Origin of the sequence: Agrobacterium sp. NPDC090283, assembly GCF_044769685.1 — a bacterium.
Taxonomy (GTDB): Bacteria; Pseudomonadota; Alphaproteobacteria; order Rhizobiales; family Rhizobiaceae; genus Agrobacterium.
Window position 1 is genome coordinate 150,146 of the sequence record NZ_JBIVYG010000014.1, and the last position, 20,963, is coordinate 171,108.

General features: G+C 56.9%; 19 protein-coding genes and 1 pseudogene. 3 read left to right on the forward strand and 17 right to left on the reverse strand.

What is annotated here, in order from left to right; all coding sequences use genetic code 11:
• Positions 1–413 precede the first annotated feature (413 nt).
• Positions 414–1,334, reverse strand: coding sequence for a LysR family transcriptional regulator (locus tag ACIQUH_RS19695; protein WP_400818015.1), 921 nt, complete (start codon positions 1,332–1,334; stop codon positions 414–416).
• A gap of 245 nt (positions 1,335–1,579) precedes the next feature.
• Between ACIQUH_RS19695 and ACIQUH_RS19700 the strand changes: the two genes are divergently transcribed.
• The gene (locus ACIQUH_RS19700) at positions 1,580–2,494 is read left to right on the forward strand and encodes a nucleotidyltransferase and HEPN domain-containing protein (RefSeq protein ID WP_400818017.1); all 915 of its coding nucleotides are present in this window, start codon (positions 1,580–1,582) and stop codon (positions 2,492–2,494) included.
• 2 nt (positions 2,495–2,496) lie between these two features.
• Here ACIQUH_RS19700 and ACIQUH_RS19705 read toward each other — a convergent pair.
• From ACIQUH_RS19705 to ACIQUH_RS19725, 5 genes and pseudogenes are all read right to left on the reverse strand, one after another.
• Positions 2,497–3,147 (reverse strand): annotated as a pseudogene (locus tag ACIQUH_RS19705) (IS630 family transposase); the annotation flags it as partial.
• 231 nt (positions 3,148–3,378) lie between these two features.
• A complete protein-coding gene (locus tag ACIQUH_RS19710; RefSeq protein WP_400818019.1) occupies positions 3,379–4,551 on the reverse strand; it encodes a Fic family protein in 1,173 nt (390 codons plus the stop codon).
• Between the two features lie 209 nt (positions 4,552–4,760).
• Positions 4,761–5,441, reverse strand: coding sequence for an autoinducer binding domain-containing protein (locus ACIQUH_RS19715; protein ID WP_400818052.1), 681 nt, complete (start codon positions 5,439–5,441; stop codon positions 4,761–4,763).
• 26 nt (positions 5,442–5,467) lie between these two features.
• Positions 5,468–6,232 (reverse strand): acyl-homoserine-lactone synthase, encoded by a 765-nt coding sequence (locus tag ACIQUH_RS19720; protein ID WP_400818021.1) that lies wholly within the window; start codon positions 6,230–6,232, stop codon positions 5,468–5,470.
• 154 nt (positions 6,233–6,386) lie between these two features.
• Positions 6,387–7,106, reverse strand: coding sequence for an autoinducer binding domain-containing protein (locus ACIQUH_RS19725; RefSeq protein ID WP_400818023.1), 720 nt, complete (start codon positions 7,104–7,106; stop codon positions 6,387–6,389).
• A 429-nt stretch (positions 7,107–7,535) separates the two neighbouring features.
• On the opposite strand from ACIQUH_RS19725, the gene ACIQUH_RS19730 reads away from it, so the two are divergent.
• Together ACIQUH_RS19730 and ACIQUH_RS19735 are read left to right on the forward strand one after the other, a co-directional pair.
• Positions 7,536–8,261 (forward strand): response regulator transcription factor, encoded by a 726-nt coding sequence (locus tag ACIQUH_RS19730; protein WP_400818025.1) that lies wholly within the window; start codon positions 7,536–7,538, stop codon positions 8,259–8,261.
• Positions 8,254–9,651 (forward strand): amidohydrolase family protein, encoded by a 1,398-nt coding sequence (locus ACIQUH_RS19735; protein WP_400818027.1) that lies wholly within the window; start codon positions 8,254–8,256, stop codon positions 9,649–9,651. The genes ACIQUH_RS19730 and ACIQUH_RS19735 overlap by 8 nt, the downstream gene beginning before the upstream one ends.
• Here the strand turns inward: ACIQUH_RS19735 and ACIQUH_RS19740 are convergent, their stop codons facing one another.
• The 11 genes from ACIQUH_RS19740 to ACIQUH_RS19790 form a co-directional block, all read right to left on the reverse strand.
• Positions 9,652–10,992: an MmgE/PrpD family protein gene (locus ACIQUH_RS19740; RefSeq protein WP_400818029.1), complete on the reverse strand. Its 1,341-nt coding sequence runs from the start codon at positions 10,990–10,992 to the stop codon at positions 9,652–9,654. It abuts the gene before it with no gap.
• A gap of 11 nt (positions 10,993–11,003) precedes the next feature.
• Positions 11,004–12,101 carry an ornithine cyclodeaminase gene (locus ACIQUH_RS19745; protein ID WP_400818031.1) on the reverse strand — a complete coding sequence of 366 codons (1,098 nt, stop codon included), beginning with the start codon at positions 12,099–12,101 and terminating at the stop codon, positions 11,004–11,006.
• A 100-nt stretch (positions 12,102–12,201) separates the two neighbouring features.
• Entirely contained in the window at positions 12,202–13,596 is a 1,395-nt protein-coding gene (locus ACIQUH_RS19750; RefSeq protein ID WP_400818033.1) for an MmgE/PrpD family protein, read from the reverse strand.
• A gap of 16 nt (positions 13,597–13,612) precedes the next feature.
• A complete protein-coding gene (locus ACIQUH_RS19755) occupies positions 13,613–14,566 on the reverse strand; it encodes a carbon-nitrogen hydrolase family protein (RefSeq protein WP_174023219.1) in 954 nt (317 codons plus the stop codon).
• Positions 14,563–15,213 carry an RraA family protein gene (locus tag ACIQUH_RS19760; RefSeq protein ID WP_174023218.1) on the reverse strand — a complete coding sequence of 217 codons (651 nt, stop codon included), beginning with the start codon at positions 15,211–15,213 and terminating at the stop codon, positions 14,563–14,565. Before ACIQUH_RS19760 ends, ACIQUH_RS19755 begins: the two co-directional genes overlap by 4 nt.
• 33 nt (positions 15,214–15,246) lie before the next feature.
• Positions 15,247–16,113, reverse strand: coding sequence for a TauD/TfdA dioxygenase family protein (locus ACIQUH_RS19765; RefSeq protein WP_400818054.1), 867 nt, complete (start codon positions 16,111–16,113; stop codon positions 15,247–15,249).
• Positions 16,114–16,223: 110 nt separating this feature from the next.
• A complete protein-coding gene (locus ACIQUH_RS19770; protein WP_400818036.1) occupies positions 16,224–17,303 on the reverse strand; it encodes an ABC transporter ATP-binding protein in 1,080 nt (359 codons plus the stop codon).
• Complete coding sequence (locus ACIQUH_RS19775; protein WP_174023216.1) at positions 17,300–18,103, reverse strand: ABC transporter permease; 804 nt, start codon at positions 18,101–18,103, stop codon at positions 17,300–17,302. Before ACIQUH_RS19775 ends, ACIQUH_RS19770 begins: the two co-directional genes overlap by 4 nt.
• A gap of 9 nt (positions 18,104–18,112) precedes the next feature.
• Complete coding sequence (locus tag ACIQUH_RS19780; RefSeq protein ID WP_400818038.1) at positions 18,113–18,997, reverse strand: ABC transporter permease; 885 nt, start codon at positions 18,995–18,997, stop codon at positions 18,113–18,115.
• 10 nt (positions 18,998–19,007) lie between these two features.
• Positions 19,008–20,048: an ABC transporter substrate-binding protein gene (locus ACIQUH_RS19785; protein WP_400818040.1), complete on the reverse strand. Its 1,041-nt coding sequence runs from the start codon at positions 20,046–20,048 to the stop codon at positions 19,008–19,010.
• A 76-nt stretch (positions 20,049–20,124) separates the two neighbouring features.
• Positions 20,125–20,514, reverse strand: a complete 390-nt coding sequence (locus ACIQUH_RS19790) for a hypothetical protein (RefSeq protein WP_400818042.1) — start codon at positions 20,512–20,514, stop codon at positions 20,125–20,127.
• Positions 20,515–20,963 lie beyond the last annotated feature (449 nt).

Below are 20,963 nucleotides of genomic sequence, written 5' to 3' on the forward strand. Positions count from 1 at the left end.
CATGCCTGGCCGCTACGCCGAGCGGAGGGCGGCGTGGGTTCTATAAGGATCGCTTAAATGGGAGGCCTTGCCGGCTTTTGTAAGGCCGGATTCGATCCCTTCGGCCTCGATGCTCCGCAGACCTGTGTCCAGTTCATTGCCGGCATAGGAGACAGGCAATGCTATAGGCCGGCGGAGCATCCCTGCTACGGTGGTCAGACGTAACCCGACGGCTTCCTCCCGCGTCACGGGCTCGTTCGAAGTTGCTGGTCTGAAGGTCACCGATCCCTGCAATGTCGCGCAATGGGGTTACGACGACAGGTCTGCCTTCTTTCTATGTTGCACAGGAATAATGGGCGCATGTGCCAGGGCGTCCAAGACTGTCCGGCAAACGGGAAACCCGGGGGGGCCTGCCGCCATGCTATTTCGGAGGTTCAATTGCGGTACTGTTTCCGAGCGGGCGCTTTCGCAATAGTGGATGCGAGCTGGCGGCCGATGTCGATGATGTCGTCACGATTGGCGGTCGGGTCCTGGTTGCTCCAGGCCAGTCCAAGGCCGATGCGCAGATCGATCTCCTCCACCGCCTTTAAACGGAAGTTCCTGTTCGGCAGGTTTGCCGCCCATTCCGGAACGAAGCCGACACCAACACCTGCGGAAACGAGAGCTATCAGTGAAAGTGTGTCGTCGCAGGTGTAGACGATCCGCTCGGAAAGATCATGCTCACGGTATGTATCCAGAAAATATCGCTCCGTGTAGGACAGGTTCGAACGCGAGAAGGAAATGATCTTCTGGCGGCGCAAGTCCTCAAGCGTGACGGTCTGGGCTTCAGCGAGAGCATTGTCTTTGGAGACGGCCAGTAAATATCGCTCCTCTGTTATCGCCTGCCATCGCAATGCGCCGTTGTTGTCCAGTGGCCGGACGAAACCGATATTGACCTGTCCGCGCTCAATGTCCCGTACGATGGATTCGGTTGTGCCATTACGGATGTGAATGCGGATATCCGGATAGCGTCGGCCAATTCGGGTAAGAAAATCAGGCAGAACACCGAAGGTTGCCGGATGAATTGTGCCTATGGTGATCTTGCTGGCAGCCTTGCCCGCAACCGCCTGTGTGATGGCACAACTTTCGTCGACGTCCCGAAGCAGCTGAACGCAACGCTCGTAAAAAACCGAGCCTGCGGGAGTAAGCTGAACCCGGCGTGTGGAACGAATGAGAAGGGGGAGGCCCAGTTCCTTCTCGATCGCCTGGACCTGGGCCGTGACTGCAGGCTGGGCGAGGTTGAGTCGAATGGAGGCGCGCCCGAAATGCAGTTCTTCTGCGACGGCAACGAATGTGCTCATTTGGCGCAGATCCATTTTAGTTCCTTTCGCCGGACGCGCGATTAAGGTCGAGGCAGGCCTCTAATACCACGAAGGATAGAGTGATCGGTCGCCTCGGTCCAGATGTGTCATTAATAACAGGTCGTGATCAATGATTGCGACAGGCCGTTGAGACCTGCATAGTGTAGGAACAGATGGCACGGCGGCTACAACAATGTGGAGTAGCAATCGTCTGCCGATAACGGCTAGAATATCTCCTCAGAAGAATCGATGGTGAGGCCATGAAAACGGATATCGGACATCTTCCGCAGGCAAAGCAGCGCGAGCTGGAAAGGGTCGTCCGGATCATCCACGAAGAGTTCGCAGGCATTGTCGAGCGTTCGAAGTCCGATGCCAAGAAGGACGGACGGATCTATAAAATCATCCTGTTCGGTTCCTACGCTCGTGGCACATGGGTGGATGAACCGCATACGTCGAAAGGCTATCGATCGGATTTCGATATCCTCGTCATCGTCAGCAACAAGGAACTGGCCGACCCCAAATACTGGGACAAGGCGACCGACCGGGTGATGTGGGACAAGGAGATCGAGACACCTGTCGGTCTCATCGTGCATGGCGCCCGCGAGATCAGCAACTTCCTGCATGACGGGCAGTACTTCTTCGTCGATCTCGCCCGCGAAGGCGTCATCCTCTACGAATTCGATGACCGGCCGCTGGCTGAGCCGAAACCGCTCAGCCCTGCCGATGCGCTCAGGGTGGCGCAAGAACATTTCGATCTCCACAATCAGGAAATCGGTGACCTTCTCGCAGGTGTCGGCTTCTATCTGGAGCGAAATAATCCTCGGCGGGCCGCCTTTGAGCTCCATCAAGCTGTCGAATCCGCCTATTCCTGCTACCTTCTAACGCTGACCAACTACTCCCCGCCCTCGCACAACCTCAAATTCCTGCGCGGACTTTCGGAGGATCGTGATCGCCGGCTGGTCGACATCTGGCCGCGTGACCATCAGCGTTTTACGGCATGGTACAACATTCTCAACGAGGCCTACGTCAAGGCGCGCTACTCGAAGCACTTCGAGATTTCCGGTGAAGCCCTTCAATGGCTCCAGGAGCGCACTGCGGAACTTCATGCCCTGATCGAGACGCTCTGCCGGGAGCGCATCGAAAAGCTTCAGCAGGCCGTGAAAAACGGTAGTTGAGGCTAGTCACCTGAATCTGAAGTTCGGCTCATTGTTTTTTGGCAGAAGCGCTTGACCGAGGCGAGTATTTGGTCGGCGGATTTGACCCACGTGTATGGGGTGGGGTTTTCGTTATGGGTTTCGATGAAGGCGTCAATGTCGGCCTCCAATTCTGCAGTGGAACGGTGTACGCCGCACTGCAACTGCTTTCGTGTCAGCTCTGCGAACCACCGCTCGACCTGGTTGATCCAGGATGCCGACGTTGGCGTGAAGTGAACATGCCAGTGTGGTTGGCGTGTGAGCCAGGCCTTGATCCTCGGCGTCTTGTGGGTCGCGTAATTGTCCATCACCAGATGCACGTCCGGTCCCTTGGGCATCTCAGCGTCAATCCGCTTCAGGAAGTTGAGAAATTCGGTCGCCCGGTGACGTTTGTAGCACTGGCCGATCATCGCGCCAGTCGCAACGTCGAGAGCGGCGAGCAGGGATGTCGTGCCGTTGCGGACAAAGGTATGGGTGCGTCGTTCGGCGACGCCCGGCGCCATGGGCAGAACAGGCTGCTCGCGATCCAGTGCCTGGATTTGCGATTTCTCATCCAAGCACAGCACGACTGCCCGGTCCGGCGGCTACATGTAAAGCCCAACTATGTCCTGCACCTTATCGACGAAGAGCGGATCACGCAATGCATTCGGGGCACCCATGGCCGTAGCCATGCCGAGACGTCGTGCTTCGATTGCAGCTTTCAGGGTGATCGGGAACTCACAGATGGCAGCACCGAGGGCTTTCAGGAAGTTCACCTTTTCAATCGAGTCGTCGTCGTGGGAAGCGAGAGCAATCCCATGATCTCTCGCGAGCTTGGCAAGGCCGTGGATGACATCGATCGCGTCGATGGCACACAGTGGCCAACGCTAGCGAACGGCCGGATACAGGCGCGGAAGCCACCGCTCGATGATATCGACCGGGAAACCGAGACGCACCTTGCCCTTTGAACTCGGGGACGTGAGCACGCCGCAGTCCAACAAACTGGACAACACGGTTCGGGCCTGGCGCTCTTGATATCCGGTCAAAGCCTGTGCTTGCGAGCGTGCGAACTCTCCCGTCAGTATGGCCTCGCGCAACAGAGGCCAGCTGCCCTTGGGAAGGCGCTGCATCTGCACCTCCTCATTGCACCACACCTCGACGCGGTTCAAGAGCTCCTCAGGTTTGAGGAGCTCTTCCATGAATGTGACTTGATCGAGACAGCACGAGAGGAAGAAGGCCGTGAACTCGGCAAGGCCCGCCTCAGTGAGGTTGCCACGTCCATCCAGATCGCCGCGTCTTGGCTGATCAGCTTGGGAGAGCAGACGCTTATAGTCGGAGACGTTTCTGGCAAGACCGCGAGACACAGACCAGAGTTCCGAGCCAATCCCAAGGTCGCGCAGCAACGCGTGGGAGAACAGGCGAGAGACACGTCCGTTGCCATCGAAAAATGGATGGATCCATGCAAGACGATGATGAGATGCCCCAACCCCAACGATCTTCTGGAGTTTAGACAGCATCTTGAACGAGTAGGCTTCAACGAACCTCGCGAGCAGCGGTTCAATCATCTCCGGTTCGGGAGCGATGTGTTCGCCGACTTTGACGTGCCGCGTTCTCAGCTGCCCCGGGACCATAATGATTTCTTCGCCGGTATCGGGATTGCGAACAAGAAGCAGGTCATCTGGCAGCCGGCGGCAGAACTCACCGTGCAACCAGCAGATGCCGTCGAGCGACAGCACAGGGAAAGGCATTTCGCCCCTATCGATAAGCTGCTGCACTTCGATATGGGCCCGGGCCTCGAGCTGAAGGTTGCGCTTCTCCGGTTCTCGAGCGAAATCGCCCGCCATGGCCCGATCGATATCGATTGGTAGCGTGTTGTGTCCCTCGATGAGATTTGAGTAATAGCAGTTCATCGAGCGCACGAGATCACCGACGGAAGCACGCATGATGGGATGAAGTCGCGCTGCGAACCGACTGGCAACTGACGTCAGTTCGATCGCCAGATCTTCAAGTTCCCGGCTGCTGTCCGGAAGCAGGGGCTCTATGCTTGCGAGCGTAACCATTTTTGCCGCTTTCTATGCCGCTATAATTCTTTTTTGGAACATAGCGATAGGGCAACATTTCGGCAATGCATTTGCCGGTCTTTTTGCCGATCGAGTTCCAGCCCTTTATCTGCATGTTCTGCCGGGGAGCAAACCTAACTATCAGCGATCCGGGATAACGAACACTTCTTTTGCGGATGACGACGACCGATACAGCAACACAACGTACCTTAGATCAGTTTCAGCTTTGTGGCCAATGCAGTCGTCTGGGGAAGGGTGACGGTCTTAAGTTTCTGTCGAATGTTCTTCATGTGAAAATTGACGGTATGATGTGTCATGTTCTCAAGGAGGGCTATCTCCTGCGTCGTTTTCCCTTCAGCGGCCCACTTGAGCACCATTGACTGCCGCGCCGTCAGTTCGATGGCCGGCGCTCTGATCGACGCCGCCTCGGTTGCCTCCACGCACATGTGGAGTAACCCCACAGCGTTTGCACTCAAAACGGGTTGCAGTTGGTATTTTTGGGGCAAGGCCACATCACCGGAGAAAAGTGAAAGGGTGAAGAAATCGCTGAATGGCGCCATCACGGGCATGCATATGCCGGCCCTGATGCCGGCCTCGTCGGCACTGGAATAGAATGTCTGGTGGGGTCTGCGCGCAACTTTTCCTTCATGCTCAAAATCAAAGACGAATGGCGCCATTATTTCACGGGCGTGGGTCAGGACTGGATCGATCCTGTCGAAACGCTCCTGCCGATATACGTCCAGCCACTCCTTTGGGGCATTGGACAAGATGGAATTTCCCAAGCCGGGATGACGGACGGTCACCACATGGTAAAAGTCAAATCCCAGTTCCCGGGTCAGATGATCAAGCAGTTCGGCCGTGGCGCGGCTAGTTTTCATCATGGATGTCATATCGATCAATTTGCGTAGCCAAGCGTTCATCCCGCGTCTTGTCCCACCGGCTCGAGCGGCGCTTTTGCCATTGAGCACCATTGGAGGGTCCCGAGATTCTCGATTTTTGCCGGCCTTTTGACATGGTCCAGGCGTTGGAACCTTTGTACCGCGGCCGCTCCCGCAGCCTTGGGCAAAGAGGGTGTGTACAAGGGGTGCGCAATTCGAAGGACTGTTCGCATTTGCTGAAGGGTTTCGTCTGAAACGTCGAACGCGCCGCAACACACCGGGAGCCGGCCGAAACCGTCAGCACGGCCGATCTCCTCCACGATCAATCCTGCTCGCCGATATACTCTTTTCATTGGTGGCTCGTAATTCGACACAAGTGTCTTGATGCCATGCACGAAGGCGCATTCGAACAAGGCCAGCAAAAGGAGCCCGAAAGCCCTTGGTGGGCCGAGCCTCGGTTGTGCCGTTCTCAGGAGGTCGACATCGAGACACATTCGCGTCCCCTCCCATGCGACGGGAGACACCAGATTCTTTCCCGCCAACGTTCGCCTGAACACATCATGCAGCAATGTCGGCCCTGTCGTCGGCATGAGCCGCACCGTGCCATAGAGATGTCGCGCGTCCTTGTCGCACCAGACCAGGTAGACGGCGCCCAAACCGTCATAAGCGTCCCGTTCAAGGCCGCGATGCACATCGACCTGCCAGCCAAGACAATCGTGAAAAACCCGTTTCCGCAATCGGAACGATTGCTCCAGCAGGCCCGCGTACCGGTGATATTGATAGGGTTGGATGAGAAGGAACACGCGCCAATCTCCGATCATGTGTCGGACAGAATGCACGTAAATCCCGGCTTGCCCATTGCTACGGATGGGCACAAACAATTGAGGTATTGCGCGGAAAGTTAGAGGTCTATGGCTGTTGTGCCACGGGGTGGAAAGCCAGGTTCGAGTTGCTGCATCAAATGGTGATCAGCCTGAATTTCATCGCCTGGACTGCGGCAGACGAAATAGTTGCGCATCCGAGCTTCAACCGGCCAGACTTGAGGTAGCTCCTTGCTGTATGCTCGGAAATACCGAGAATGAGTGCAATATCCTTGTGGTCTTTTCCGCGTGCCACCCACGACAGGCACTCCCGTTCACGGGCGCTGAGGCCCGGAACAGGGTCTTCTCCTCCATGAATCTCCGTGATCGCCTTCATATGAATCTGATATGCGATTTCGATCCAGTCCGACCGGTTACCTGCAACGAGTTTGTCCCAGCTTTTCGGGTCGTGTGCCGCATTGACGGAGAAAATCGCGCGCCGGCCGACCCTGTCAGTAATGGGGATCGAATAACCGAACTCTCCGACGCCATGTTGCCAGGCGTCATCAAAGAACGCTGCAATTTCGGGCGTCATTTCGAATTCACGCCAGTCGAATGGAAGCTGCCGTAAAAAGCCCTGTTGCACAACAGGATCCACCTGGACATATCGCTTCAGGAAATACCGTGCGATCCATTCCGGACTGTAGGTTGACTGAACAAAGGGTGCATCAAGGTCGCTGATCACGGTTGCGGTCAAATGGTAGGTGACGAAATCTAGGTCGTAAATTTCCTGAACAGAAAAAAGGGCCTCATAGACTGTGGGGGCATCTGTGATTGCCTCGATGGCTTCAGCGAGATTCGCAGATACTGTTTTCATGCGGGAACCCTTTCCGATGTGAGGGGGAGGTGTCGCGGCGCAGAACGAGAAGCATCTCGCTCCCCACAGGCGCTCAGCGGACAACGTGCCGGCGTTTTTCGACCAACCCGCGTCTCATGTTCTTGCCGCTCACCTTTCGGTCGAAGCCGTGGCAGGCTTTTAGCGCGTCTCAACTTATTGTTCGGCTATCCGCGCAACTTTGGCGGAATGACCGGTTCCAGGCAACCTGTGTTGGTAGCCATCGTCTCCCCGTTGGCAAAGCCAAATTTAAAACATGTCACATTACGTCATATTTGGCGACTACTACTTCTAGTAGTCGATTTCATAGCCAAATTGAGGGAAATTGATATATCGATGGTAGAGAAAATGGCTCAACGCAGGGAACAACCGCCTTGCGTTCAGGGCTGCTGCCGACGCAAAGGGCATTTCATGAAAAAATTGATCCTGATCGGTTCGGTTGATGCGGACTTCTTTCTCCTCCTTTCACACATTCTGGAAGTTGAGGGTTATCAGGCTCGAATGGCCAGAGGCGTCGAGGAGATGTCCCATCTTACCGACGATCACCAGGTCAGGGCTGTACTGCTTGACTGCCGGCCTGATCCCTTTCCGGCGGTTGAGGTGTGTGCCAGGATCAAGGGGAATCATCGTACGGCGAGCGTTCCCGTCCTCGCAATCATTGGTGCGGGCGGCGAGGGGCAATATGTCGATATGCAGCGGGCCGGCGCAGAAGAGTGTTTCGTTCGGCCCTTTGCGCCGATCAAGCTGCTTGAATACCTGCGCAAGACTGCGCTCAGCCGGACCCTGCCTCGAGCGCGATCAGGTCAGCTATCCTACGGCGGCATCGAGATTGATTTCGAGCATCATCGCGTTTCAAGAAATGGTCTGAACATTCACCTGGGACCGCTGGAATTTTCTGTCTTGTCCTGCCTGATGGAGCGACCGACCGAGATTTGCAGGCGCGCAGAACTGATAACTGCGGTGTGGCCCGGCCTGCATCATGTCGAAGAGCGCACTCTGAACGTCCATATGGGCCGATTACGAAAGAGACTGAACCGGAAGGGCCAACCCGACCTTATCCGCACCGTCCGGGGAGTCGGCTACATTCTGGAATCGCCTGAAGCTCCAGCCGCTTTTGGAGACGATCGCAATGTCTAATCGGCTCGACAGGATCATACGCGGCGCTTGCGTGATAACGGGAGATGGTGCCACATTTCATGAAAACGCTTCCATCGGTATCGGCGAGGGCAGAATTGCGTTCGTCCAGCCAGGAAATATATCCGTCAATCCTGACGAGGTCGATGTCATCGACGCTCACGGCCACACGGTTATCCCGGGCGTTATCAACGCGCATGCCCATGGCTGCGTCAGCGGCCCATCCATGCCGAGCGGGTCGTTCCCTGTCGACGGGCAAGTGATTGTCTGGAACAGGAACAGACACCTCCTCGAGGGGACGACCACGTTATTGAATGTATGCGGTTTGGCGTTGTCTGATGAGGCGTTTGCGGGCGATGCACATCCGCTTGATGTCCATATCTCTACCGCTCACACCCCTTCCAATATCGAAGCGGCCCTGGCGATCGATGGCGCCGGTCTATCCGAACGGCATAGACATGCATCCGTCGACGAAGCTTTGTCGCAAGGAGCAAAAGCGCTTGGCGAGGTTGGCGGGGGCCAGACGCTGGGCGGCGGAGCGCAGGAGTACCGTTTCATCCCCGAGGCGATGAAACGGGTGACGGGACGGGAAGTGTCGCCTCTGGTTTCACGTCAGTTGCGAAATGCCGTGGTCGGCCGATACCTTAAAGTCGAGGACGGGGTTTCCGATGACGAATTGCAGTCGATACTCGACGAATGCGGTCTGTCCGATGTCTGCAGCGCGCGAACCGTGCGTCAGGTCATTCTCGCTTCCGTAATGCCACCGGTCGATCTTGCGCTCAGAGGCTTTGAGGAAGTGGCGCGAGAAGCCGCGCGTGTCGGCTTCCCGGCGATTTTTCACAGTTCTGCGCCGTCGGTCCAACGCTTGATCGAAGTCGCTGAGAAATATCCCCACGCAAACATCGTAGCAGGTCATTCGAACCATCCGATGTTTCTGCCGGATGAATCCGTTTCATTCGCCCACGAACTGCGACGGCGTGGCGTCACCATCGATGTCTCAACGCTCGACAGCATCCAGACTCGTTGGCGGAATAATCCGGTAAATTTCGACGCCCTGATCGAAGCCGGATGCGTCGATACGGTCTCGACTGACTATGCCGGCGGCCATTGGGATAGCATCCTCGTGGCACTCCAGCGCATTGTTCACAAAAGGCAAATGTCTCCGGTCGCAGCTGTCGCTTTGGCGACCGGGAACGTCGCACGCACCTTTCCTCAACTGGCAGGCGATCGTGGCTTGATCGAGAAGGGCAGGCGCGCGGATCTCGTAGTCGTCGATAGCTTCAATCTGGGCCGCGTCCGTCACGTCATCATCCGTGGCAAGGTTGTGGTCTGGAATGGAACGATCAATAGCAATGGTCCGGGCACTTCTACGGCCGAGCGGTGGGATCAATAATCACAGGTCGGCCGAAATCTCTCGCAGGAACGGCAGAGGATCACCGGATTTGAGCTGGTTAATTGCCCTGTCGAAAACGTCCTCACGCGCTGTACTCATTTTTCCTCTGCAAACCTGACGAAACTTGTCCTCGAGTTCGTCCCAAAGCATCGGTCGGCCCGCATCGCCACGCGGCATCGCGGTGGTGGACGTTATATCGCCCGACGGAGTGGTCAATGTCACCCGCGCCAACGTTTCTGCCGGAAACTTTTGGTCGATCTGATCATCGACCGTCAAGGTGACGGCACCAGCAAGGGAACAGATTTCCCGGTCATCGAGAAGTTGCTCATCGGTGGGCGCGAGCGAGGAGGCACCGTGACGGACGGCCGCGGCCAGACAAAAAGGCAAACTGTATTGAGCCTCCACAAGGGTTTTCGGCATGACTTTGTTTTGCAGTCGCTGAGCCCATTGGAATGTGTGGACCTCGACCGACAGCACGTCTTTCGGCTCTAGTCTCTGGCTTTGCATGAGGTCCAGCGTTGCATCGATGGCGGGGTGGATATAGCGGCAACAGGAATACGGCTTGAAATAGGTTCCCAGGATTTCCCAGGTCAGACCAAGCCCGTTCTCGATACGATCCCTATTGAAGTGGGACGCGTGATCGAGAATGTCTTCCGGACCCGTAAATCCCTCTTCGGCCAGTTCGAGTGCGGTGAGGCCAGTGACGACACTCCACGGGATTCCTTCTTTCGCATGATTTCCGGTGAGCTTCGAATAGCCGGAACTTCCATTTGCGGCCTGATTGGGGGCCCACACACCATTGATCGCCAGGGCATGGGCGAGATGATCCCGACCTGTGCGATGGATACTGCCGGCTGCAGCGACGGTGCCGTAGCCGGCCCAGAGACCGCTTTGGCGACTTTTTATGTTTTCAGGATTTTGTGCGGCGGCGATCCGGATGGCGATCTCGTAGCCGGCCACGATCGCAGCGACGAGTTCGTCCGGGTCGATTTCACTGTCCGTATAGGCGGCCAGAACAGCGGGGATCACCGCAGCACCTGGATGTCCGCGGGCGGCACGATGACCATCATCGAAATCAAGGGCGCAGACAGAAGCCGAATTGGCAAAGGCGGCGCCGGTGGTCGATAATCGACGGTCCGAAAACCAGAGAGGTGCGTTTCCGGGACCAAAAATTCGGGTTGCAACCAATCTGGCGCTGGTCGACCCGGTGGCAAATTTGCCGGCGAGGGCGCAGGTCGCGGCGTCGAACAGGCAGCAGAGCGCCTTGTTCCTGACCTCCACAGGCACGGCATCGAAAACACGGTCAGCAATGCATTCGGCGAGAAGCTTCGTCATATACATGGGAGCATCTCTCAGTGGGTCGCTTCTGCAACCGTCGCTTCGCCGGCGCTATCGTTTGTGATGCCCGACAAGGTCTCATAGACATGGGCGGCCACATAAAGGTCCAGCATAGGCAGACCGACACAGGTGATGTGGACAGGTTTTTCCTGTCCGATTTCCGAAGGATCCATGATCGCCGTGATTGGACGGATGCCCAGCACGGATCCCAATTGCTCCAGCGTCGTCCCCTTTCGCGAGAAGTGAAGCGCAAGGCTTTGCGAACCACGGCGCGACACCATCGCCACGTCGTCACACAGAACACGACCGCACCGCAGCGCCCGTTCCAGATGTGCGGGGGGTGTTTCATCCCCACCAAGATGAAGCACGGCAGCGTCGCCTATCTCACTGGCCTCGAAAACGGGAGCCTTCGCGTTTGATGCAGTAATCACAAAATCGCATCGACCGAGATCGCAGTTGTCCCGAACAGGCATGATATCGAAGGTTACCGTTTCTCCCAGCGATCTCGCGAGCCGTATGGCTGAGTCGACTGTCCGGCTACGGACAAGGACCTCGCGAACCCTCTCCCCGTGGCATCGATCAAGCGCCAGTATAATTTTCTCGGCAATTGGTCCGGCGCCGAACAGGAAGACAGACACATCCCGACGGGGCGCAAGCAATCGCTCAAGAACAAGCGTCGCATAACTCGCCGTCCGGGCGGCGGATATGTCGGTTCCATCGAGCAGGCAAAGAGGAAGAAGGGTAAATTTGTCCATGAGGATAATTGTGGACCGTGACCGTGGAAGACCGAACTGGCGATTGAGGGCGTTTGCGCCAACGATTTTCACTGCCCCGTAGCGGCTGTTGACGCTTGAAAGGCAGGATAACTTCCAGCCAAGGCGCTCCTCCAGCGAACCTGCATCCTTGATCAAGGGATGCCTGTCGATCTCCCCGGGCGTGATGGAAAGCACCGATTTCGTGCCGTAAGCGGAACCGCGGGCAATGTCGTCCCATGCTTTGCCGGCGACCTCATGGACGATTTTTCCATCAAGCAGAGCCCCGTCCCTGGCGATCTCTGTCGCGGAGTAACACGGTATGTCTGACAGGCTTGGACTGATAATTCCTCCACTCATGCGTGCTCCTCCTCGAACATCGAGCAAGACGATTTCAGCAGGAATCGGCGGGAAATAAAGCCAAGATTAGCTATCTTTTATGCAACAATATGCATTCCGGTTATATAGGACTGTCCCCAGATTGAGGCGAGCCTCCTGGTGCGCGGATCCTATCGAGCAGAAACCGCAGGTCGTCTTTCAACTCAAGATGCTTGAGGAACTGGAGCATTTCCAGTCTTCCGTTTCCGTGCAAACGCCCCGCAGACAGGCGCAAAAACTTCTCCTCCAGGAACGAAGGTGTGAGTGGATTGGCAGCATCGCCCTTTGCAACCTCGACAGTGGCCTCCACGACGCGGCCATCGAGCAGGTGAAGACGAACCTTTGCAGCGTGGTGGTGGCTCGATCGATCCGTGGACCTCAGAGGAAAGAGCCGGATTTTTGCCGTCAGCTTGCGCACTGTTTGATCCAGGAAACGCGAAGGCGCAAACCATTCCGGACCAGCGGCGTGTCCGAGCACGCCCATGGCGATTGCAAAAGGTGCGCTGAACTGGGCCGCCCAGATATCGCGAGGTTCGGGATCATTGAACGGGGCACGGCAGACGATCTCGGAAGCGAAGACCTCGATCTCCCTGACGTCATGACCGGTCCCGTCAACAGCCCCGATGGCGAACGCCTCAACAGCAGCTTCGACGCTGCTTTGGATGATCCTGCAGCAGCTGAACGCCTTGAAGCCGACGTCTCGTATTTCGTAGCGCATATCGGGACCGATGTTCAGCCGCGACAGGTCGACGCCGTCCGCCCCCGCCATGCGCCAGAAACCGCTTTCCCCTTCGAAAACGTCAAGCGGCCCCTCAAATCCGGCGCGAGCAAGAAAGGCTGCGTTGACGCCGCCCATTGCTGCGGTCGCAAAATTGTTTTTCGCCATTGTCGGTGTGGCCCCGTAAACGGTCTTCATGACCGACGCAACAGGAGCATTGACAGCCGCGATCGCCAGGGCATGGGCCGTTTGCTGATGATCGAGTTTCAGCAGTTTCGCCGATGCGGCGGCCGCGCCGAATATTTGCCAGGTGCCATGGCCATGGACTGTCTTGCGCGGCGTGTTGTGGACGAGCGACATACCGATGCGGCATCCCACCTCATACCCGGCGACGATTGCAGCAATCAGGTCGCGCCCTGTGGAGCGCGAACGGTTGGCAAGCGCGAGTGCGGCAGCAACCACTGTTGCCCCGGGATGCCCCTTCCAGTAGATGTCATCAAGGTCAAGGGCGTTGGCCAAAGTCGCGTAATGAAATGCCTGCCAGGCGGGATCCTGACAGGGCGCTTCGGCGGACCCTCCGGCGATATCCGCCGACAGCCGTTCCAGACCCGGAGCGACCGGGGATTGATGACCGCCGAAAAAGCACCCGACGGAGTCCATCAGGCAGAGCTTTGCTTTCTCTACGACGTCCGACGGAAGGTTCTCAAAACTCGCATTCATGATGTACCCGGCGAGGGTCTGCGTTGCGGGGGTAGTCATGGGGCCCTCTCGACTATCAAAAGGAGGCAGGGAGATCTGTCTTGTTGCAGCAAGTCGAACATAGCCCATCGCAGGCAACATGTTCGACTGCCAAATGTTGAGTTGTTGGCCCCGGCGTTTCAGCGAGACCTACCCGAGATGCTGCGTTCGGAAACTGCTGACGATGGCGCGCCATCGGAATAAGCCGGCGCACATCATGTATTCGCTGGCTGTCCAGCCGTGCCGCCGCAATGCCCGTTCCGTCAGAGGCGCGGGCGATGACTTGTCCCCAGGGATCGCAAACCAGTGAGTTGCCGAAACACTGCCGGGTCTCGCCACCGGCGGCAAGGTAACTGCCCCACTGGCCGCACGCGGCGAAATAGACCTGGAACTCGATGGCGCGGGCCCTGCACAGGACCTCCCAATGATCCTTTCCGGTCTGCATAGTGAAGGCAGCCGGCAGAATGACAAGATCGACCTTGTTCTCCGCAAGTTGATCGAACAGGCGGGAAAACCGGAGGTCGTAGCAGATAGCGGCTCCGATGCGGAAGCCGCCAGCCTCGTAGACAAAAAGGTCGTGCCCCGGTGCGACTGTGGCGGACTCGCGATAGGCTTTGCCGTCCGGAGCCACGATGTCGAAAAGATGAATCTTGCGATAGCGGCCCACCTCCCTGCCGTCGGGATCGAACACAACGGTGGTGTTGTATATTCGCTCTTCCCCGGGAACACGCTCGAGCATGCTGCCTGCGTGGAGCCATAATCCGTGCCGGCAAGCAAATTCCTGTGCCATCCGGTAAGCCGCACCACCGGGCATGTAGTCTGCTGCCGCGAGTTTTTCCGCGGCAGTACCGCCCGACCAGTCGAAATGTTCCGGCAGGACGATCAGATCCGGCACCTCCTCCTTGACGGCCTTGAGCATCAGAGCCTGCGCCTGACGCAGATTTGCCCGGCGGTCGGGCTGCGAGTTCATTTGAATGAGCGATATTTTCATTGGGATTGCCCCTCATCGTACGCGAAGATTGAATGGCCTGCCGCAAGATGGGCACGCAGCCGGGTGGACCGTTCTTGACGCTTCAGCGCAGCCTCACCCAGGCTGTGCATCCGTGAACGGTCTGCGACGAAGATCCCGGAGTTGTCGGCGAGCACCGCGAAACCGGGAAGGACCGCCGTACCTGCGCAGGCGACGGGAACATTGATGGATCCACCAATCCGGAATGTCCGGTTCGTGGTTTTTGCCGAGACTCCGCGGCACCAGACCGGCAGGCCCGATGCGACAATTTCCTCAACGTCAGTGCACGGGCCGTCCACGATAATGGCAGCGGCGCCGCGCGCCTTTGCCGCTGTCGCGACACCGCCGCCGACACAGGCGATGTCGTCCCCATCGATCCTCGCGATGACGAGAACGTCTCCCGGCTGGAGAAGGTCGATCGCCTTGTAGATCACAACGCCGTCGCGGCCTGGAGCCGCGACGGTGAGGGCTTGTCCAATGACCTTTGCGGAGCAGACCGGGCGGAGACTCGTGCTGAGAAAGCCGAGATGTTCGGTATGTCCGATTGTTGCGGTCTCAACATCCTGCAGCAGGGCGCAGAGATCCGTCGGGAGAGGAGGCTCTCCCTTTTTTGTCCGATACTGTTCCATTGATTGAGGTCGCTTTGCTGGCGTCTGAAATGATCAGACCGGGCGTTCGCCGGCGGTCGTGGTCCGGTGCATGATCCGGATCGTGTTCGGATCGAAGGAATCCCGACGATGCATGGTGCAGCGATTATCCCACATCATGATGTCGCCTTTCGTCCATTGCTGGACAAAAACCTCTTTCGTATCCGTCGTGTGACGCCACAGGCGTTTCAGCAGATCGTCGCTTTCATCAAGCGGCATGCCGACAATCCAGGTACCCTCGGCCGTTCCTCCAAGATAAAGCGCTTTGCGCCCGGTTTCGGCATGGGTCCGCACCAACGGGTGGACGATACCGCTCCACTCACGGAAATCACTGGTCTTCGGCTCCTGCTTGCCGAGCCGCAGCTTGCCGGTCTTGTCGTAGACATTCTGGAAGAATATCTGCCGACCGTCGATTTCCTTTCGCACGTCGTCCGGCAACATGTCGTAGGCCTGATAGGTGGAGAGAAAATAGGTGTCACCGCCTTCAGCCGGCACCTCCACCGCCCGCAAAATGGCGCCGGCGGGCGGACGTTCGTAGAACCAGGTGTCCGTGTGCCAGGTCGCCTCGCTGTTGCCCATGGCCCCAGATGGCTTGCCGTCCTTCATGGTGTTGGCGATCACCAGGATTTCCTTGTGCGTGGGGTGCCCGCCCTCCTGCAATTGCTTAGGGTGGATCACGAATTCCCCGAAATGACGGGAAAAGTCGACCTGCTGCTGGTCTGTGATGTTGGCACTCCGGAAGCGAAGCACGCCATAGTGGAGCCAGTATTTGCGAACCTCTGCAATGTCCTGTTCGTCATAGTCGTTGAAGTCGAAGCCAACGATATCCGCACAAACGTTGCTTCCGTCCTGGACCGCTGAAATTTTTCGAGTATTGAGCATATGTCTGTTCCTTCCTTGGATATTTCGTCTCTGCAAGGGAAGAGTAACGCGACTGATCACCCTGTCTCCAATATCAATTTGAGTTCATTGATATAGAAATGCGATCAATTCTAGCCTTCGAGAAGCTGCACGGCTTTGGGATCGATGGAGAGAACGACGGGTTGCCCGACGTGCAGGTCAGGCAATCGTGTCGAGCGCACAAGCGACTTGAGCACAGTCCTGTTTGATAGGGTGACAAAGCATTCCCGGTAGGCGCCGAGATTGACGATCCGTGTCAGGGTTCCGTCGATCCTGTTGACCGGGAAGGGCAGGTCCTCTCCCGCAGGCGTGAGACGGACGGCCTCGGGACGCAGACAACAGTAGCGGACGGCGCCTGGATTTTCCGACGATGCGACCGTCAGTGCAAGACCGTCTTCGAGAACGACAATCGTCGATTCCCCTTCCGCTCTCAGGGACGAAACCGGCAGAAGATTCGATTTTCCGATAAAATCGGCAACGAAACGCGATCGCGGATTATCGTAGATGTCGTCGGGCTTGCCTTCCTGCGCCACAAGACCTCCATGCATGACCACGATGCGATCGGACATGGCCATCGCTTCGTCCTGGTCGTGGGTGACATAGATGAAGGTCATGCCGAGTTCTTCCTGTATCTCTTTGAGTTCGATCCGCATCGCCTCCCGCAGTTTGAGGTCGAGGTTGGATAGAGGTTCATCGAGAAGAAGCAGGGAGGGTTTCGGCGCGATCGCCCGGGCAAGCGCCGTCCGTTGTTGTTGGCCGCCGGACAGTTCTTTCGGATACCGCTCTTCAAAACCCTCAAGATGCACCCGTCTGAGTGCCGATTGCACCTCGGTCTCGGTTTTCGTACGCGAAACTCCCTTCATCTTGAGGCCGAAGGCGACATTTTCGGCGACCGTCATGTGAGGGAAGAGGGCATAATTCTGGAAGACCAGGCCGATCCCGCGTTTCTCCGGGGGAACGCCCAACTGGCTCCGTCCCCTGATTCTGATGTCTCCACCGGAAGGATCGGAAAAGCCGGCGATCATGTTCAGGGTGGTTGTCTTGCCGCACCCGGACGGCCCCAGAATGCTGACGAATTCTCCTGCCGGAATGGAAAGATCGATATTGTCGACGACCCGATTGGCTCCATAGCTCTTTGAAACCGCGATCAGTTCTATGTCCACTGTGTTCATTTGCTTCCACCATGTATCTGTGTCGAAAAACCGCCGATCCGCTCGAACAGGAAGACGGCTGCGAGAATGAATAGGAGGGAGGCGACGTTGACCGCCGCCAACACCGGGTCGAGGCTGTATTCGAGGTGATTGATGACGGTGATGGGTAGTGTCGTTTCGCCAGGCCGGACGAGGAAGACCGACAAGGGGATGTTGTTGAAGGAGAGAATGAAGGCGAAGGTCATTCCTGAAAACAGGCCGGGTTTGATCAGCGGTAGCAGGATGTAGCGGATCCTTTGCAACCTGTTTGCGCCCAGGACACGTGCGGCAAGATCAAGCCGTTTGTCGACATTGAACATTGCTCCTGCGATCATCCTCACGACGAATGGCAGGGTGAGGATGACGTGGGCCATGATCAGGCCCGGCGTGCCAAGGAGAGTGTAAAACCCGGTCGACGACAGGAACAAAACGATCGCCACCCCCTTGACGATTTGCGGCACGGAGAGGGGAGATAACAGGAAGGACATGATTGCGGCATGGCCCGGGCACTTCTCGTAGGCGACGGCAAAAGCTGCCAGAAGCCCGAACAGCCCGCTCAGAACCGTGACAATCAACGCAAGTTCGACACTCAGCAAAAACGGGTCAATCCAGCGACTGGACATGAGGGCGCCGTACCATTTTGTTGTCCAGAGAGATGGCTCAAAAACAATCCTCGCCGTCGGACTGACGGATGCCACAAGTACGACCAGCAGCGGCAGCGTGATGAACGCGAGGATGAGTCCAAGCGAGACCCTGAATGTCACAGATAAAAACCTGTTCACGACTGTCTCCTACAGATGCAGTTTGTTGTGGAGCCGCGCTTCAATGCGCGAGCCGATGAAGACGGCAACGAGCATTGCCACGAGCAACACATTCGCCATCACGGCCGCGAACGGCCAGTCGATGTAAAAAAGCACCTGCTCGTAGACCATTGTTGCCAGTACCTTGAAGCCCGCACCGCCAAGCAGGGCTGGCGTCGCATAGGCGCTGGCCGCCATTGTGAAAGCGATGAGCAGGGAACTGACGATCCCGGGAATGGAAAGCGGCAGAACAATGTGGCGCAGCACGGCTGGACGGGAAGCCCCCAGGACTTGTGCAGCCTTTTCAAGATTGGGATTGATGCCTTGCAGGCTCGTCATCAGGGAAAGAACCCCGAAAGGCAGAACGACATGCGTCAGGCCAGCGACGACGCCGAACATGCTTCTCGACAATGGCAGCGGTTCGGAGATCAATCCCGCCCACAGCAGCATCGAGTTTACAAAACCCCGGTCCTCGAGGATCACGAGCCAGCCATAGGTGCGCAGGACAACACCGGCGAGTTCCGGTGCGATTGCAAGTGCGAACACAACCATGCGCCATCGTGACGTCGAACGAGCCAGATAATAAGCAAGCGGATACGCCATGACGGTCACGCAAATGGCGACGAGGCCCGACATCAGCATCGTGCGCCCCAGACCCGCCATCATCAGATCATCAGTAAAGAACCGCTGATAGTTGGCGATGGTCCACGCCTGGTCGTCGCTTCCGTGGAAACTCATTCCAATCATCATGCCCATTGGCAGAGCGAAGAAGAGCAAAAGGACCGTTGAAGGCGGCACCAGCGAAGCATAGGGCCTGAGTGTAAATCTCCGATGGCGTTTGGGTTCAAATGGTGACTGGAGTTCGATTGTTGTCATGGTCGCCCCCTTATCGCGCTGCCGCGATCACTTCACGCTCCCACCGCGCACCCCATTCGGGCAACTTGGCTGCGAGACCTGAAAGGTCGGGAAGAAGAAGTGTCTTCAGATCGGCTTCGGTGGTGATTTGACGCGCGCGTACGGCATCGGGGACTTCAATATCGGTGCGGGCGCTGCCGACGTTATAGCCGGTCACCCATGCTTCCTGGCTGGATTTTTCGAGAAAGAAATTGACGAACCTGTACGCCATGTCCTTGTTGCGAGCGCCAATCGGCACATTCAAGGTCGCAACGAGCGGGATGGTACCTTCCGCCGGTCTCACGTAGTCAACCGGTAGACCGCTATCGACGAGGAGCTGGGCACGCCCGTTCCAGAATGGCATGGCCCAGACCTCGCCCTCCTTGATGTAATTTTCCATGATCGACGAGGACTGCTCGAAGCCCATCGATTGGCTGGCGAGCCTGCCCATGGCCTCGAAACCTGGGTCAACGTTGTCCATGAGATCGCCGCCATTCGTGACAGACATGATCTGCATGAGATATGCCGCCATGATGTTTTGGAAAGTCGGAAGGATCACCTTTCCCTTTAGTTCTTCATCAAAGAACGCCAACCAGGAGATTGGCGCTTTCGCGAGTTTGTCCTTGCGCCAGAGAAGAGAAAGATACTGGACCTCGTGGACGGCTCCGCAGGCGCCGGCGATGGCGCTGATCTCCGGATTCAGTTTCGCGATGTTCGGTACGGTTTCCGGTGAGAACTTTTCGAGAAGGTTATCGTGGCATCCGTCGAGCGATTGTGAGGCAGTCATGACGACGACATCAAAGCCCGGCCGACCGCGTGTCGCCTTGATTTTTGCATAATCCTGTGACGCAGACCCCACGGCGTCATAGATAACCGTCACATTGAACTCTTTTTCAAAGGGTTCAATGATCCGACTGCGGATAATATCTTCGTACGGTCCGCCGTAGCTGTTGACGATCAACTGCTCGGCGGTCGCCTTGGCGGCCATAGTCATTGTTACACTTAATGTAACAAGCAGGATTTTCAATTTCATCGTTCACCCTCACGTTTGTTCGATTTATTGCCGCTACGGGTAGATTTTGCGAAAGAAGTGCACGCAAAATCTAATATTAATTTTCAATTATTGATCTAATTTCACGAATAATAGAAACTCCGATATCCCGGGAGCCCAGCAAGCGATCAAGGTCGCCTCGCGTGTTTTCCGCAGTCTGAAAATCGTCATCCTTGGAGAGAGGCAGCCCGATTTTCGAGGCTGAGGGCAGCATGAGAGAGAAGACAGGCGAAGCCTTACGGAGATCGCAAAAAACGCCGAACCAGAAACGGTACCGGACGTCATCGCCTTGAGTACGTGCTTCTATGGCGCACCAGGCCGCTATGGTCGCGGCCTGCAAGCCATAGAGATCGCGTAGCACCTCAAAGGCCACAGCAGCGTGTATTCCGTCACACACTTCAACGGGTAAGAGTGGCAAAGATGGCAATGCAGCAGATAGTTCCGACATGACGACTCTCCATTGAGAGTCCGGCCGAATTTGGAAGTCGCTTGTGGCCGGACACTGCCTTGGCGACCTTCGCCGTCCGGATGCACATCGACTGTCATGTCAGGTCAAACGATAGATCAATCTGCCCGCAGGGTGAAGCCAATTTTCGTCAACTGGCGCACCTTTGATCGATCATTGAAGCGAGGAGACGATCTTTTTCTGCTTCACTCAACATCAATGGCACGAGCCCGACTGACAAGGCGGCGGAAGGTTGCCTGTCTTCCCAGCCATGCAATCGAATTGGTCATGGGGGTTGCCCCGCTGAAAACATGCGAGAAGGTTGGAACATGGGTCAATTCTCAATGAAATACCACGCCGGGTCATGTATGGATGCCCCCGTTCATGCAAGCAGTTCTTCGAACGATTTTGGACGTGTGATCGGGCGCGGTCATGTATCAGGCCTGTTGTGC